This is a genomic window from Paenimyroides ceti, assembly GCF_030409925.1.
Map to the genome: position 1 here is coordinate 3,078,709 of NZ_JAUFQU010000001.1, position 15,334 is coordinate 3,094,042.

At 35.1% G+C, this 15,334-nt stretch carries 14 protein-coding genes; 3 read left to right on the forward strand and 11 right to left on the reverse strand.

Annotation, left to right across the window (positions count from 1 at the left end; translation table 11 throughout):
• Together QW060_RS15110 and QW060_RS15115 are read left to right on the forward strand one after the other, a co-directional pair.
• Window positions 1-1,392 carry an HTTM domain-containing protein gene (locus QW060_RS15110; protein ID WP_290364295.1) on the forward strand — a complete coding sequence of 464 codons (1,392 nt, stop codon included), beginning with the start codon at window positions 1-3 and terminating at the stop codon, window positions 1,390-1,392.
• The gene (locus tag QW060_RS15115; protein WP_290364296.1) at window positions 1,389-2,768 is read left to right on the forward strand and encodes an HTTM domain-containing protein; all 1,380 of its coding nucleotides are present in this window, start codon (window positions 1,389-1,391) and stop codon (window positions 2,766-2,768) included. The genes QW060_RS15110 and QW060_RS15115 overlap by 4 nt, the downstream gene beginning before the upstream one ends.
• Here QW060_RS15115 and QW060_RS15120 read toward each other — a convergent pair.
• The 3 genes from QW060_RS15120 to QW060_RS15130 all read right to left on the reverse strand — a co-directional run bounded on the left by QW060_RS15120 (window position 2,668) and on the right by QW060_RS15130 (window position 4,787).
• The gene (locus tag QW060_RS15120; protein WP_290364297.1) at window positions 2,668-3,483 is read right to left on the reverse strand and encodes a UDP-2,3-diacylglucosamine diphosphatase; all 816 of its coding nucleotides are present in this window, start codon (window positions 3,481-3,483) and stop codon (window positions 2,668-2,670) included. The genes QW060_RS15115 and QW060_RS15120 overlap by 101 nt on opposite strands.
• The gene (locus QW060_RS15125) at window positions 3,484-3,936 is read right to left on the reverse strand and encodes a 6-pyruvoyl trahydropterin synthase family protein (protein WP_290364298.1); all 453 of its coding nucleotides are present in this window, start codon (window positions 3,934-3,936) and stop codon (window positions 3,484-3,486) included.
• An 86-nt stretch (window positions 3,937-4,022) separates the two neighbouring features.
• Window positions 4,023-4,787 carry an enoyl-CoA hydratase/isomerase family protein gene (locus QW060_RS15130; protein ID WP_290364299.1) on the reverse strand — a complete coding sequence of 255 codons (765 nt, stop codon included), beginning with the start codon at window positions 4,785-4,787 and terminating at the stop codon, window positions 4,023-4,025.
• 100 nt (window positions 4,788-4,887) lie between these two features.
• On the opposite strand from QW060_RS15130, the gene QW060_RS15135 reads away from it, so the two are divergent.
• The gene (locus QW060_RS15135) at window positions 4,888-6,342 is read left to right on the forward strand and encodes a hypothetical protein (protein ID WP_290364300.1); all 1,455 of its coding nucleotides are present in this window, start codon (window positions 4,888-4,890) and stop codon (window positions 6,340-6,342) included.
• A gap of 38 nt (window positions 6,343-6,380) precedes the next feature.
• On the opposite strand, the gene QW060_RS15140 is transcribed toward QW060_RS15135, so the two are convergent.
• From QW060_RS15140 to QW060_RS15175, 8 genes are all read right to left on the reverse strand, one after another.
• Window positions 6,381-7,307 carry a phosphatase PAP2 family protein gene (locus QW060_RS15140; RefSeq protein WP_290364301.1) on the reverse strand — a complete coding sequence of 309 codons (927 nt, stop codon included), beginning with the start codon at window positions 7,305-7,307 and terminating at the stop codon, window positions 6,381-6,383.
• A gap of 104 nt (window positions 7,308-7,411) precedes the next feature.
• A complete protein-coding gene (locus QW060_RS15145; protein ID WP_290364302.1) occupies window positions 7,412-10,225 on the reverse strand; it encodes a hypothetical protein in 2,814 nt (937 codons plus the stop codon).
• A 19-nt stretch (window positions 10,226-10,244) separates the two neighbouring features.
• Entirely contained in the window at window positions 10,245-11,306 is a 1,062-nt protein-coding gene (locus QW060_RS15150) for a hypothetical protein (RefSeq protein WP_290364303.1), read from the reverse strand.
• Window positions 11,278-12,078, reverse strand: coding sequence for a fimbrial biogenesis chaperone (locus tag QW060_RS15155; RefSeq protein ID WP_290364304.1), 801 nt, complete (start codon window positions 12,076-12,078; stop codon window positions 11,278-11,280). Before QW060_RS15155 ends, QW060_RS15150 begins: the two co-directional genes overlap by 29 nt.
• 74 nt (window positions 12,079-12,152) lie before the next feature.
• Window positions 12,153-12,704 (reverse strand): hypothetical protein, encoded by a 552-nt coding sequence (locus QW060_RS15160; protein WP_290364305.1) that lies wholly within the window; start codon window positions 12,702-12,704, stop codon window positions 12,153-12,155.
• A gap of 621 nt (window positions 12,705-13,325) precedes the next feature.
• Entirely contained in the window at window positions 13,326-13,853 is a 528-nt protein-coding gene (locus QW060_RS15165; RefSeq protein ID WP_290364306.1) for a hypothetical protein, read from the reverse strand.
• Window positions 13,854-14,067: 214 nt separating this feature from the next.
• Complete coding sequence (locus QW060_RS15170) at window positions 14,068-14,964, reverse strand: helix-turn-helix domain-containing protein (RefSeq protein WP_290364307.1); 897 nt, start codon at window positions 14,962-14,964, stop codon at window positions 14,068-14,070.
• A 76-nt stretch (window positions 14,965-15,040) separates the two neighbouring features.
• Window positions 15,041-15,232: a hypothetical protein gene (locus tag QW060_RS15175; RefSeq protein ID WP_290364308.1), complete on the reverse strand. Its 192-nt coding sequence runs from the start codon at window positions 15,230-15,232 to the stop codon at window positions 15,041-15,043.
• Window positions 15,233-15,334 lie beyond the last annotated feature (102 nt).

The window sequence follows — 15,334 nt, forward strand, 5'->3', positions numbered from 1 at the left end:
ATGCTCAAAAGTTTATTTAAAGCCGTAGACAACGCTCCTCTGATTGTTTTCCGAATCTTTTTTGGTCTGATCGTTTTTATTGAATGCATACGTACCTTTAATGAAAACAGAATCAATGCTTATTTATTAAAGCCTAAAGTCAACTTTACTTTCATCGGATTTGAATGGCTTAATTTTTTAAAGAATGACTACCTGTACGTTCATTACGTTTTAATGATGATAGCCGCTCTTTTTGTTGCCATTGGTTTTAAATACCGATGGAGCACTGTGTTATTAACCATTGGCTGGAGCTGTATTTATTTTATGCAGAAAACCGATTATCGTCACCACTACTATCTGATATGGCTCATTTGTATTATCATGTGTTTTATGCCGGCTGACAAATATGCCTCTGCAGATGCAAAAATAAATCCGGAAATAAAGACCTATGCTATGCCACAATGGATTTCCTTTTTATTTATCTTACAGATCGCATGCGTTTATATTTTTGCCAGCTTCTGCAAATTCAATCCCGAATGGCTCGACGGAAGTTTTATCGATCAGCTTTTTTCAGGAAGAAGAGTATACAACAAATTGAGTCCGAAGCTCAACACGCCATGGTTTCATCAATTGATGTCTTATCTGGGCATTCTGTTTGATACACTTATCATACCTGCTATGTTATGGAGAAGAACGCGATGGCTGGCTGTATTTGCAGCGGTATTCTTTCATATGTTTAATGCCTATTTTCTCGGGATTGGAATTTTTCCTTTTCTTTCTCTGGCTTTTACCGTATTCTTTTTTAAGCCGGAAGAAATCCGGAAATTCTTTTTAAGAAAGAAGCCCGTCTTAACAGAAGAACTCAAAAAATATCATTTCAAAGACTATCACATTCTATTTTATGTTGTAATTGTTCCTTATGTGCTGTTACAACTACTGCTTCCGGTGAGACATTTGGCAATAGAAGGTCCTGTCATGTGGACCACTGAAGGAGATCGGCTGAGCTGGCGTGTAATGCTGAATTACCGCTTAGGAACTACACGATACAAAGTAGTTGATAAAGCAACAGGACAACAAATTTCGTTCAACAATAAAGAATTGCTTACTGATTATCAGATACTCAAGCTCAACACACCGGATGTTATTTGGCAAATGGCTCAGTTTATAAAGGAATATTATAAAAAACAAGGAATAGACGTATCTGTTTATGCAGCCAGAAGCAATGTAACCATCAACAGAAGACCTGCAAAACGACTTATTGATCCCACAGTGGATTTAACAGCCGTACCGTGGAGTCATTTTCGCCATCACGATTGGATCCTAAGTGAAAATGATCCTAAGTGGAATCAGGATGCTCCTAAACAAAACTATAAAATACAGAAATTAACCCCTATAAAAAAACTTGACCTGTGATTCAGAAATTATTCAAACCTATTGATAATTCCGTATTAATCATCTTCCGTATTTTTTTTGGAATTGTATTTTTATTTGAAAGCATCGGTGCCTTACTGACAGGATGGGTTACCAGTAATCTTGTATCACCTCAGCTTAACTTTACATTTATTGGATTTGAATGGTTATTACCGCTCATGGGTAATTATATGTATGTACATTTTGTATTGATGGCAATAGCCGCTCTGGGTGTTACACTTGGCTATAAATACCGTTGGAGCATTGTTGCACTTACTTTAATATGGGGCAGCGTATATTTCATGCAAAAAACTTCTTATAACAATCATTACTATCTTATGTGGCTGATCTGTGTGATCATGTGTTTTTTACCCGCCAACCGGTATGCCTCTCTGGATGTAAAAAAGCATCCGGAAATAAAGGCTTATGCAATGCCACAATGGATTTCATTGATGTTTATTTTTCAGATTTCCTGTGTCTATATTTTTGCTACTATTGCTAAATTTTACCCGGATTGGCTGAATGCTACTGTTACTGAGAACATGTTTATAGCCATGAAGTCTCCTGATTTCATAAAACCTCTTTTTCATTCCCAAAAGTTTCATTATTTCATTGCCTATTCGGGTATCGCTTTCGACGGGCTTATTATTCCTGCTCTACTTTGGCGCAGAACAAGATGGTTTGCGATCATCGCTTCTTTTTGTTTCCATCTGTTTAATTCCATCACACTGGGTATTGGTGTATTTCCTTATTTTGCCTTGTGTTTTAGTATCTTTTTTTTCAAACCTGAAGACATTAAACGCTATCTGTTAAGAAAAAAACCGGTATTAACCCCGGAATTGGCAACTGTAAACTATAACGAATACAGAGGAATATTTTTTGGCTTTTTTGTACCTTATCTGGCTTTACAAACCTTACTGCCTTTCAGACACTGGCTTATTAAAGGTGATGTATTATGGACTGAAGAAGGACACCGTCTGAGCTGGAGAATGATGCTGAGATCCCGTACAGGAGTTGCTCATTTCAGAGTTTTTGATAAAAAGACAAAAGAACGGCTGGCGTTTGACAATATGGAATTATTGTCTGAAAAGCAGAACATGCGTCTTAATACACCCGATATGATCTGGCAGATGGCACAATTCATACAACAACATTTTGCGAAAGAAGGCAGAGATGTGGCTGTATATGTAGGAAGCAGTAATGTTTCTATCAATAATCGTACGGGAAAAAGACTGATTGATCCGGAGGTAGATTTAACAGAAGTAAAATGGGATCACTTTAAGCACCATGACTGGATTTTGGATGAAAACGATCCGAAATGGAATGTTCCGAATAAACAAATAAGTCCAATTCTTCTCCTTCCAATACACCAAAAGTAAAATAAGAAATCCAGTCTCCTAAATTTACGTAATGGGCATTTTCTCCTATAGCTAATTTCATAGGCAGATGGCGATGTCCGAAAATATAGTAATCACAAGGTGTTTCCTGAAGTTTTTTCTTGGCATATAAGATTAGCCATTCTTTATCTTCTCCCAAAAAACGTGCATCTTCATCTCCGGAGATTAATTTGTTTTTGACTGAAAGATATTGGGCTAACTTCACACCAAAATCAGGGTGCAGCCAACGAAAAAGCCATTTAGAAAAAGGATTCGTAAACACTTTTTTCATGCGTTTATAGCCTTTATCTCCGGGACCCAATCCATCACCATGGGCAATGAATAATTTCACCCTGCCGTTAATTTCAAAAATCTGGGGTTTATAAAAAACCGGAATTCCCAATTCCTTTTCAAAGTAATCGCTCATCCACAGATCATGGTTGCCTACAAAAAAGTAAATAGGCAATCCGTTGTCGCGCATCTGTGCCAGTTTTCCCAAAATTCTCACAAACCCTTTTGGTACTACTGTTTTGTATTCAAACCAGAAATCAAACAGATCTCCGAGCAATATCAAGGCTCCGGCTTCTGATTCAATCTGATGCAACCACTGTAAGAACTTCTTTTCTCTGGGCATACTCAATGCCGCAGTAGGTGCTCCCAAATGCTGATCTGAGGCAAAGAAAACTTTTTGATGAGAAGGGATGGAAAGTTTTATCATTTAGTTGTTGTCTGACTGATACCACTCTGCATAGGAACTTTCTGTTTCCTGCAGACGCAACGAATATAAAGAGATGTTTTCCGGTAATCTGTTTTTGATTTTTTCAGCAAAATCAATGACCATATTTTCGCTTGTTGGCTGGTAATCAACTAAAATCACATGATGTCCTCGTTCTTCAAGCTCTTTTGCCAATTCTACATGAGGCGTATTTTTATTGAATACCGTTGCATGATCAAATACATTCACAATTTCTTCTACCACAATTTTCTTTAAATCAGAAAAATCAATGACCATTCCGTATTTAACATTCGATGTGTCTGTAATCGGTTTACCAATAACAGTTACTGATAATTTATAACTATGTCCGTGTACATTTCTACATTTTCCGTCATAACCGTATAGTGCATGTCCTGTTTCAAATGTAAACTGCTTGGTAATTCTGATATAACTCATGGTATTAAAAATTTTAGCAAAATTACTAATTTTATTACAAGAGGGTGTTTTAAAATAAAAAAATCGCTTTTAAAGCGATTTCATTTTTATTTATTTTTAAACTGTTTCAAAGCATTTACCGTAAATTCAGATAAAACCAACCTACCGGATATTTTTGCTCTTTCCGGCAAAAGTGTTTCCCAGTGATCTGTATCCTGCCACAATACTTTTTTCATTTCATACAAAGCTTCAGGATTGTAAGAAGCAAGGCGCTGTATCCATTGGTCTAATGCTTCATCCATCTCTACTACTGAGCCAAAGACTTCATTATATAATTTGTTTTCTTTTGCCCATGCTGCAGTTTTCCATTCTGTTGCGTTTAAGGTCATTTCGCTAGTTGCCGGAATTCCTATTTTTCTCGAAACAGCAGGTTCTATTACAAAAGGACCAATACCGATAGCCAGTTCAGATAATTTTACTGAGGCTTCTTCAGTTGCAAAAACATAATCACAAGCGGCTGCTAAACCTACACCACCGCCAACTGCTTTGCCCTGAATACGTCCAATTATGATTTTATCAGACGTCCGCATAGCATTGATAACATTTGCAAATCCGTTAAAAAAAACAGCACCTTTTTCAAGATTGTCAACAGCCAGTAATTCATCAAAAGACGCTCCTGCACAAAACGTTTTGTTTCCTTCACTTTTCAAAACAATGAGTGTTACCTCACGATTCTTATTCAGGCTGGTAATGGTATCTGCAAGATCTTTTAATAAAATACCAGGAAACGAGTTACCTGCCGGATGATAAAAAGTTATATAAGCAATCGATTCTTTTACCAAAACGGTAATTGTACCTTGTTCTTTATTCATTTTATTTTAAGATTTTAAAGTAAAAATACCTTATAAAATATTAATTGCAAATTAATTACGCTTTTATTTACCTTTGTAGCTTAAACGTAATAAAGAAACTATGCTTAAGAGATTATTAATTGTTTTATTTTTTAGCGGCTTTTTTGCTGAAGCTCAGACTAATGAACAATTTTACAAGGTCCATGCATTACAGATTACTTCTGCCGATAAGTTATTTGCAGGCAAAGAGGTGGATTTCGGATATAACTTTACTGAGTCTGTAACTAATGACTTTATTCATAATGGCTATTATCTGTGGATTGAAGATCAATGGTTTTATATTATGAATGCCAAAAACATTTTTAACTCTGATACTGCATCCCCCCTATTATTTAATATTAAGGCTGCCCGATCAGAATTGAAAATTCAGGATATTTTCGGCACTGTATACACCTACCCTATTGAGGCAATAAAACCTTATGAAATAAACAAAAAAGATTATCTGAACTGGAAACAAAAACCGGAATCGCTAATCTATAGCACCAAAATGATCGACAGCCCTTTGGCTCCTACTCTACAATATGAAGAAAAAGTAAAAACAGAAGCACCGAAAGCTGAAGAACCAAAAACACAAAAAGAGGAAGCAGCAGTTGCTTCAGAAGAAGCCAGCCCATTGCTGGATGTTCTGGACATTGTGGAAACCACAGTAAAAACAACTGTAGCTCCTGACGAGGCAATTGCTATTCAGAATACAGTTATTGCTAACGATACTGTCACTGACCTCAAAAAACAAGTAAAGGAAGTTTCGCAAAAGGAAAACAAGGCTCCGTTAAACGCGTATGAAGAAGCTGTAGAAAAAGGTTTTGAGGGCAGTGTAACGGAATGGATTGAAGAGGTAAACAGCAAGGGAGGAAAAACAGCTTACGAAATGGCTGTAGAAAAAGGTTTTAAAGGTGATGAGAAAGAATGGTTACGTTCTTTATGGGGCTCCAACGTTGATCCTGATATCGAAAAACAGGAAAAAACAACTACCCTGGTTATGAACTGGATGCAGGAACTAAATTCAGATGCAGGCTATTCTCCTTATGAATTGGCGTTGAAAAACGGATTTTATGGTACTTTTTCAGAATGGGTAGAATTTGTAATAGGTAAAGACGGTGAAGAAGTATATAAGGAAGAAATTAAAAAAGGCTACAAAGGTACCTATAAAGAGTGGATTGAAACCAAGCTTAAGGCATCTAATGATGATATGCTTAGAAAAGAAAAGCTTCGCAAAAATAATTTTGTAATTGTACCTAATGTACGATTGGAAGTTCCGGACAATGATGAAATACAGACATTTGATTTATATAAATACTACAATCAATATTACGGAAGCTCAGTAATCAGTAGTTCAGGCAGAGCCAACTCTATAGAATTGAGAAAGTCTGATCTAGAATATCAACTTACGTGGTATGATAAAAGTGAAATTGAGATTTTGGAAATCAGTAAAGACGGATTAATCAAATACAAGAAAACAGCAGATTCTGAAAACAAATACACCTCCATTAATGTGAGATATGTACTGAGTAATTAAAAATAAAAAATGACATCTGTAAGATGTCATTTTTTATTTTAAAAGGTTCCGATTATCGTAAAACCGTTATAACCCGGAAGCAGATTCCATTTAATCTGTTTATCTTTTTTATAGAGTCTGGCGTGTTTGGTTTCTTCCATTCTCTTTATGATGGTATCTGTACAAAACCATATAATCGCACCGCCTAAAGCCACATCTGTAAACCAATGGGCATTATTATACATTCTGCTTACCATAGTCACACCCGCAGCCGAATAAAACAATGTTTTGAGGATGGGATTTTCTACGCGCCTTGCCAATACCATAGAAGTAACGAGTGCAATCTGTGTATGCCCTGAAGGAAAAGAACTAAAAGAGGCATTACCATCAAAAGGTCTGAAATGGTACGGATCAAGTCCGGTATTAGGTCTTGCTCTGCCCACAGCTGCCTTTAGAAAAGCCTGAATAACACCGCTGGATATATAGGAAGACGCCAACACATAAGAGGTTTCTCTTGCCCATTCATTCTTGAATAGTACTCCTGAAAGATAGAAACCGCTTACTGCAATTGCAGCGGTATAGGGTTTGCCGTAATGATATCCAAAATCACTTATGCTATTAGAGAATTTTGTTTGATTTTTATTAAAGAAGTTTTTAACCGGTTTGTCCAACAAGGATAAAGCTACCCCTCCGGCGACAACTCCTCCGGCTTTCAGCCAATCCTTTTTATCCCATCTCGTTACAGGACCGGAAATTGAATAAAGTGAAGCATCAAGAATTCTCAATGAATTAGGTGTTTTTTTAAAATAGAATGTCGTATCGTTTTGTAAGTGATGTTGAACAATTGTATCTGAAACGACTTCATTAAACGGTTCTTCTCTGAATACGTAAACAGAATCAATATCCGGATTCAGCGTATGCTGACTGTAAGCTGTGTAATGATAGATACAGATTAGGCAACAGGTAATTTTCAAAAAATAAGACATTTGTTTTTTCACTGTAATAAAAGATATTAATCGAAACGCTTTTTTTTGCTTTTAATTGTTTGTTGAAGAACTTCTTTTTCTAAAAACCATAGCATGATATGTCATCAGCTTCCAAAACGCTTTATGTTCATCTTTCTTTCTTTAACTCCTATTACAAAAGCAGGCACTGTTGTTATCTTTCCGGCTTCAACTGTTATATTATGCGTTGTCTTATCACAGTATGTATTTGGCAATAAAGAGTTTTCACTCAGAATTACTTCATAAGTACCCGTTTGTAAAAAGGTTGTAAAATTTCCAAAATCATCTGTTGCTGCTTTTTGAACAAACACTCCGTTTTGGAAAATATTTATAACTATCCCTCCCGTTTTAGGATCAAAATCAAGCACCTTTTTAGGATCATAATCATACTTTATTTTTCCTGAAACGGTACCGCTTTGATGTAATGGTATTTCAAAATTGGTATGGTAAGTATCTACCTGATATTTTCTCTCTGTAGTAAACCAGCCTCCCTGTGTCGTCGGCTTTATTTTATAAATTCCGAAAGGTACTGAAGAATATACAAATTCTCCATTCTTATCCGTTTTAAATGAAGTATTGTTCATCGTGATAAAATAATCGGAAGCTACCTCATCGCCTTCATCATATATATTATTGGTGTTTTTATCATAATACACCAAAGCCTGTATACGACTCTTTTTACCTTTAGAAACCTGTTTGGTCTGGAAGTTGACTGTTATTCCGGCTTCAATTGTAAAAATATCATTTGCATTGATTGCAGAAGAAATTCCTGTCATTTTATAACGGTACCAGGATGAATTAACATAAAGGAAATATTTTTGTGACGGACTGTATTTAAGGTTTAAAAAACCTGAAGGTGTTTCACCGGATAAAAAGTCATTTATATATCCGAGCCCTGAATTAACAAAAAGCTTGTTCTGTAAAAAATTTCTATTCACCGCAGCTGAGACCATCAAACGCTCAAATGTTTTTGCCTGCTGTATGGCTGATACATATTCTGACAAAAAGTAGCTACCTGACTGATAAGTCGCATTCAGATTAAGCCACTGATACGTATAAGTTGCATTGGCTTTCAACTGTAATTCAAATTTATTGCTGTAAGGATATTTTACCAATCCATTTTCCAATCCTATAAATACAGAATGTTTCTGATTACCACTAATCCAGCTCAGATTTTCAATCAATCGGTGTGCGTTCATGGACAAATTGTTTTCTGACCCTGAATCCTGAATAAAATTGGTATAACTGTTAGACGTTTCATACTGGTTTTGATATCCAATAGAAATTCCGGTATTTTTATACCTTGCTAAGGTCATCCCCGCATCAATACGGATGTTTTTTGACTCAAGCTGCATTTTATATGCATAGGATCTTGGAGAAAAATTTGCGAGAGAAATATTGGTATATACTGTCGATCCGTTAGTGAGCTTTTGCTGAATATTCTGCTGTATCTGCAACATTCCTCTCCTGTTACCAGGAAAATAGTCGGTACTGAAATAATAATTTCCGGTAAGCTTCATCTCTTTCAGGCTTCCGTAATATTGTGCTTCTGTGGCAAAAGAAGGTTTTGTGATGTTTGCCTGATAATAATCGCTTAACGCTCCATGAAGTCTCAGGTTTATATTCCATCCCTTATTCAGGGATCGCTGTACTTCTGTACTGAAAATATTATGTTTTACTCTTTCAAAAGTATCGTCTTTAAAAATATAGGTTCCCATCGTATTTTTTCTACTATTGGACTCTCCTATCATTCCTCTGGCATAAATACCATAGCCGTTTTGTGTAATAGCTTCTTTACCAAATAGGTTATAATTCTGATCGACAAAACCAATCTGCAGGCTTTTATTCTCATCTTCATCACTAATCATTACCTGAGCTCCTCTTCCGAACAGCGATAACTCAAGCGGCTCACTGATATTTCCTATTTTCACCTCAGCGTTATCCAATTTATACGCTACATACGTATTTGTTACAATAGGTTCCGGCTGATTATTACTTTTATAAATATTACCTTTTACAGATAAATAACCTGCCGGCAAATCAATATCTCCAGATCCGATGAGCTGATAGGCATCTGTATTTTTCCCTATTTTGCGGTAGCTGGTTGAGAGACTGTTTTTTTGATAATAATAGTTCAGGGTATTGGACTGAATATTATTGTAACGCTGTGTAGAAGATACATTTTGTACATTCACAGAAAAATTACCAAACAATTCTTTTCCTACACCTCTCATTGCTGATACATTTACTGTAAACTGTGTTTGTTGTAAAAGTGAAGGTGGCGGAATAAAACTAAAGGTAAAAACGGTATCTTTTTGAATTTCTACAAATCCTTTTTGTTCAAAAAAATTATTTTCACCTACAAGCCCAGGTATATTAAAAACCACTGTTACCTCCTGTCTTTTGTTTCCGAGATTGCTCACCACAGCGCGTAAAACCAATGAATCATTAGGATTATTTATATACACTATGGGCGCCTCGGAAGCCAATCTCAGATTATTATTTTCCGCAACTTTATGTTCTAATTTTTTTGTTAGTACAACCGATTTATTTTGATCAAGTAATCGGAATTCAATATCTGACTCACCTGCCAGAGCAATACCCTGCTGTAGTATTTTTACAGGAGTAAAAAAACGGTCTCCCGACAGAATTTCAACATCTATCATACTTCCGGAAATATTTTTAAAGCCTTCCGGTGTTACTATCTGTAAATATCCTGTAAAGTTTTCTTTTGTATCATTAGAAAAAGCGACTACGGCATTTATCAGATTCTTCTTATCTTCATTTAGTTCGCTGTCTATCTGCATATCAATCCCATGAATACCTTGTGAAAAGGCACCGAAAGTAATGAATAGCATCCAAAAAATAAAAACTATTTTTTGGTTTAGAAAATGACGCATATCTTTGAGGTAGAAGATGTTATTGAGGGGTTATTTCGTATTGTAATGTAGTGCTGTATTCTTCCATTTTTGATTCAATGAGTGTCACATCATTGGGTTTGGTAGCATATCTGATATCATAATATACCGGACTTCCTTTGCTCTGCAAGCCTGTAGCAATTTTTTGAGAACCGGCACTCAGCCATACAGGGAAAACATTTGCATTATTGCCTGAAGCAGGAATAAGATCCAGTCTTACTGTATTTAATGGCAGTGTATTGCCTGTATTGGAAATAAAATTGGTCTGTATCGATTTTACATGCAACTGATAATCTGCATCTGCAATAATTGATAAGCCCTGAGGATAGATCACACTTACACCATTCACGTAATCAGAAAGTGTTTTTACATCCAGTAAAGCGTTTGAACCGCTTCTTATCTGAATAGAAAGTTTGTTTTCTACAGGTACATTATTGAGTTTAAATACATCTATGGTATAATTTCGCTGTTCAACTCCCAACACTTCATTGTTGGTACCATAAGCTTTAAATTCAAGAGAAACGATATAGGTTTTTTGTGTGTAACCTCCCTGCAGTGCAGTAAGATAATTACCCCCCTCAATGATCAGATTATAATTCATCTGAAAATCATAATACGAATTGTACGGAGTAGTATTTTTTAAAGCAGCATTTGACTGCGGAACCAAAAATGTTTCCTGTCCCTGTTGTAACGATACACTTAAGGGTGCTCCTATTTGTGAAACAGTCGGTATTGTATTGGGAGCCTGTGCCTGCCCGGTAGTATTCGTAATCTGAAAAGCCAGTTTATTCGCCGGAAATTGTTTTGTACCATCGGTAGATATGATGGGTTGTAACAAACGTACAGATGTTTTCCAGTAAGGAATGTTCAGGTTAGTCCCTGAATACTGAAAACGAAGAACATAGGCATTAGTTGAGGTCACTCCATTGTAAGAGTATACCCCAACATAATTATTACTGCTCATGATTCCGAAGTTTAGCTGAGAAAATCCTTTGACAGAAAAACCAAGAATCAATACAATATATACAAGTAGCTTATTCATAATCAAAAGATAATTCTGCAACTTCAATGCTGTTTTCATCCCCATGATCAATCAATACAGTTCCTACATACTTACCCGTTTGTAAATCATCCGGTAAGTCTATGATCACCTCTCGTTTATTACCCGGCATGCTATAAAAAACCATATGGTTTAAGCTTTGCTTTTTTCCCGTTTTCGTATTGAGCAAATCCAGATAGATCGTGCCGTCCGTCCAGACATTCCCGTTATTTTCAAAATAAAGTTCTATTTTCTTAGACTGCTTATTGAAGACCATATTCTGAATCTCAATTTTTTTAATGCGCGGATCTGTAGTCCGGTGAAACAATTTGATTCCGGAACGCACACTTACTTTCATATTGGCTCCTTTACTGTCTACATCATCAATAGGATTCATCTGAGTTACATACAACATAGAGGTATGTACCGGAACTGTTGATTTCAATAGATTAGGTGTTGTAACCGTTACTTCTATTTCTTTTTTTTCTCCTGGTTTTAAAGAAAAATAACTATCCTCTTTTTTCACGTTTACCCAACTGGCACATGAGGTATCAAGTGTTTCTGCAGGATACATCATATTTTCTCCCATTTGGTTGTATTCCCAGTCTCCCAAACTTACAGCAAGATCCAATGTATTGGATTGGCTCACATTTGTTATTACCAACTTATCAGTACCGCTCTGTCCCGGATTCAATTCAAAATATAACCTTGGAGGTGATACTGAAATACCTGTTTGTGCCTGAAGGGATGACCAACAGGCAAAAAGTACAAAAAAGAAAAAAAACTGATTTTTCATTCCGTTGTCAATTATTTACACAAAATAAAAAGTGCTGCATAGCATGCAGCACTTTCGCTTGTATATGCTATTATTTATTGTGCAACAATTGTATAAGTTACCTGAGTAGTATATACCGTTGGATTTTGACCTGCAACGTAGTAGTTTAAATAAGTTTCTGCTCCTGCTCCTTTGTACTGGATATTGAATGTTTTATCAACACCACCCGTTGTACTTGAAACGATTGTTTTTTGTTCATTTGCCAAAGACTGACTTGTGTACTGAGCACCATTGATAGCACTTGATCCGGCAGAAGGTACAATCTGAATTGTATTTGCCTGAATGTGCCCATTAGCACCTGCTCCGTTTTGGTTTTCTAAGGCAGAACCAGCACTATTTACTTTAACCTGAAAACCACCTGTACTATATACTGTTAAGTGATTTTCTCTCGCCTGACTCACACCGTTAGCATAATCCGCTTCTGTAATATAATCAAGATTTACTGTCTTATGCTCAGCTGATGGATTAACTACTAATGTTTGGATAGGATTTAAACGAACATTAAGCGTTACATTACTAGAGTTAGTTTGTGCTTGAGCAGCCAGCGTTAACAACATCCCTAAAGATGTAAAAATTGTTGTTTTCATTGTTAATTATAAAAGTGTTATAAATGTTGTTGTTTTTACGGGACAAAATTAGAAGCTGTTGTTACTTCTTTTCTTGTAAAAAAATGTTTTTAATTTGTCATTTTTTATTTAATTTTTGTACCAATAAATCCTTTTTTGTTTCTTGAAAGGATGGCAAATTTACAGCGCTTTATTCGTTATTATTTGTGAAAATAAGCGTAAAATTTGTTGTTTTTGCAAAAATCACAAAATGTCCGAATATTACCCTTAAAAAACAAAATAAACATCTAAAAAACAAATAATTAAAGAAAGACAAAAAAAACAATTAAGCGAATATAAAGTCATTCTATCTTATAAAAATCAAACTCTTTTAAACGTTATCAACCCAATTATAGAGGATATAACAGCTAATAAAAACCTATTGTACCAACTTGTGCGTTTTAAAGCAATGTAAAGATGTAAAAAACGGAAGGGAAAAAAGAGAGAAAAAAGTATGTTTTGATAACTTTTTATAATATGCGACCCAATCGTAGCAGCGTTTTTTTAAAAAGAAAAAAGAAGAAATAAAAAAAGTGCCTATTTTTACTTTTAAGCACTTACTTTTTTAGTCATTGAACCCAGAAAAGAAATAAGATATTTTGGTTATTGCGCAATTATGGTATAAAGAACCTCTGTAGTGTATACAGAAGTATTTTCAGAGCTGTTATAATAGTTGATATAAGCATCACCACCCGCCCCACTGTAATCAATTGTAAAATTTCTATCGGTTCCGCCTGTAGTACTTAAAATAATAGATTGTTCTTCAGAAGATAGCTTCCTGCTGATATAATTAGCATTTGGCAATGGCTTTGATCCTGCTGATGGAGTAACTGAAATCGTATTGGATGCTATATTTTGCTGAGTACCGCTAAGCTGAACATTACTTTTAACTTTTACCTGAAAACCGCTTGTACTGTATATGGTAAGATGGTCTGTCTGCTTACTTGTAACACCACCTGCATAATCTTCTTTTGTAACGTAGTTCAGATTCACTTCATTTTGTGATTTATTGACTACCAGTGTCTGTATAGGGTGTAATTTTACATTTAAAACAACGCCTCCTTTGCTTTGTGCATTTACTGCCATACAAAATCCTGCCAAAGCTCCTATTGTAAAGAATTTCCTTATCATACTGTATTTTTTTTAGTAGTTTTCAACTGTTTTTAATAGTTGTGAACTATAGTAAATGTAGGATATTTTCCTTAACAAGCGTTAGGTTTTTTTAGTTTTTTTTAAGATAAAAAACAGAGTCGTTTATGGTTATAAAACAGCCAGATAGGCCAGAAAAAATTATTTCTGACACATTTATTTTCTAAAAGAGGGCTTCGTCAGGATAAAAATCTTCTTAGAAATGGTTTTTTAAGGATTTTTCTTTTTTCATTTCTTCGGAATGCTCCAACCTTATTTCTTTGGGTTTTTTACCCGTATGTTTTTTTATAAAGGAACTGAAATTACCTTCATCTGTAAAGCCCAACTCATAGGTTATTTCTGCAATGGTAAGATGTGTATAGCGCAAAATGCGAATACTCTCATTGATTACCTTTTCACTGATCATCTGTTTGGCAGACTTCCCCAATAATTCCTCCGCCATGAGGCTCAGCCTTCTGGGCGGCACATTTAATTGTTTTGCATAGAAACCAACCGTTCGTTCCGTCTTATAGTGTTGTTGCAGTAACACGCGAAACCTATTGACTATTTCAATATAAGTGTACTTATTGGTCTCTATTCTGTGTGTAGATTCGAGAATAAGCAAACCGTCTAAAATGATACTCTCTATAGAATTATGTGCCACAGATATATACAATCCGTGATCTTTCTCTTTATAGAATGTTAAACGTTCTACAATAAACTGTTTTATCTGTTCTCGGGACCTTATAGATTGAAGAATAAAAACATTGGAATCTGAAGTAAAAAATAATTCTGAATTAAGAAAAAAACTGTCATTGGCTGATTTTTCATAAAAAGTGGAAGAAAATGTAAATCCGACCGTTTTTTCTTTATGTGCAAATTTTCCAAAACAAATATTTTTTCCGGGACCGATAAATACAAAGCTATTGGCTTCAATCGAATATTCAATACCTTCTACAACAAATACAGAAGAATTTGGAAACCAAAAGATATTAAAATAATCAAGTGTATTAAAATAGGTATTACCCTGATTTCTCGTAATTAAGTTTTTTATATAGTTTATACTGAAGCCATCTTCTTTTAATTGCTCGGTAATCTGATAAATAGTGTCCATGTGTAATTGATTTATAAAATAAATTTTCCTCATCAATCTTTTTCATCTTATCCATAAAGCAAAAGGCCTTTTACTTTTATTTACTTTTCTTTTTATAACTTCTAATAAGTCTTTCCCTGCTTCTGATGATTTCTATCAATGCTTCCATAGCTATCTTATCATTTCTACGGATTCTCATCTTAGCTGAGTCTGCAGTTGTATTTAGCATTTCTGAAAGCGTGATGTAATCACCATATCGAATTTTGTTCTTTATTTGTTCTAATTTCATAACAAACTTATGTGATTTATTATACCTTTGTTTCACGTGATATAACAAATATCGAAACATAATTCGAAAAAACAAATTTAATTCGAATGATTTTTCGAAAAA